The organism is Vibrio sp. L5-1 (genome assembly GCF_021728315.1).
Taxonomy (GTDB): domain Bacteria; phylum Pseudomonadota; class Gammaproteobacteria; order Enterobacterales; family Vibrionaceae; genus Vibrio; species Vibrio splendidus_K.
In genome coordinates this window covers 1,577-3,003 of record NZ_JAKKCQ010000026.1, presented here as the reverse complement: position 1 = coordinate 3,003, position 1,427 = coordinate 1,577, and the positions used below count along the sequence as shown (strand labels likewise).

Genomic DNA, 1,427 nt, shown 5'->3' with positions numbered 1-1,427 from the left:
TGAGTCCACAAAACCCCTTGGGTGTTGTATGGTTAAGCCTCACGGGCAATTAGTACAGGTTAGCTCAATGCCTCGCAGCACTTACACACCCTGCCTATCAACGTCGTAGTCTACGACAACCCTTTAGGACACTTATAGTGCCAGGGAAAACTCATCTCAAGGCTCGCTTCCCGCTTAGATGCTTTCAGCGGTTATCGATTCCGAACTTAGCTACCGGGCAATGCCATTGGCATGACAACCCGAACACCAGAGGTTCGTCCACTCCGGTCCTCTCGTACTAGGAGCAGCCCCTTTCAATTTTCCAACGCCCACGGCAGATAGGGACCGAACTGTCTCACGACGTTCTAAACCCAGCTCGCGTACCACTTTAAATGGCGAACAGCCATACCCTTGGGACCGACTTCAGCCCCAGGATGTGATGAGCCGACATCGAGGTGCCAAACACCGCCGTCGATATGAACTCTTGGGCGGTATCAGCCTGTTATCCCCGGAGTACCTTTTATCCGTTGAGCGATGGCCCTTCCATTCAGAACCACCGGATCACTATGACCTGCTTTCGCACCTGCTCGAATTGTCATTCTCGCAGTCAAGCGGGCTTATGCCATTGCACTAACCACACGATGTCCAACCGTGTTTAGCCCACCTTCGTGCTCCTCCGTTACTCTTTGGGAGGAGACCGCCCCAGTCAAACTACCCACCAGGCACTGTCCGTAATCCCGATTCAGGGACCAACGTTAGAACATCAAAACTACAAGGGTGGTATTTCAAGGACGACTCCATCACATCTAGCGACGCAATTTCATAGTCTCCCACCTATCCTACACATGTAGGTTCAATGTTCAGTGCCAAGCTGTAGTAAAGGTTCACGGGGTCTTTCCGTCTAGCCGCGGGTACACTGCATCTTCACAGCGATTTCAATTTCACTGAGTCTCGGGTGGAGACAGCGTGGCCATCATTACGCCATTCGTGCAGGTCGGAACTTACCCGACAAGGAATTTCGCTACCTTAGGACCGTTATAGTTACGGCCGCCGTTTACCGGGGCTTCGATCAAGAGCTTCGACCGAAGTCTAACCCCATCAATTAACCTTCCGGCACCGGGCAGGCGTCACACCGTATACGTCATCTTACGATTTTGCACAGTGCTGTGTTTTTAATAAACAGTTGCAGCCACCTGGTATCTGCGACTCTCGTCTGCTCCATCCGCAAGGGACTTCACTGATAAGAGCGTACCTTCTCCCGAAGTTACGGTACCATTTTGCCTAGTTCCTTCACCCGAGTTCTCTCAAGCGCCTTGGTATTCTCTACCCGACCACCTGTGTCGGTTTGGGGTACGATTCCTTACAATCTGAAGCTTAGAGGCTTTTCCTGGAAGCATGGCATCAATGACTTCACTACCGTAGTAGCTCGACATCGTATCTCAGCGTTA

1 rRNA gene (cut by a window edge) is annotated in these 1,427 nt (G+C 51.6%); it reads right to left on the bottom strand.

Annotated features, from left to right (window positions below):
- Positions 1–28: 28 nt before the first annotated feature.
- Positions 29–1,427, bottom strand: a 23S ribosomal RNA gene (locus L3V35_RS25325) (it continues 1,559 nt past the right edge of the window).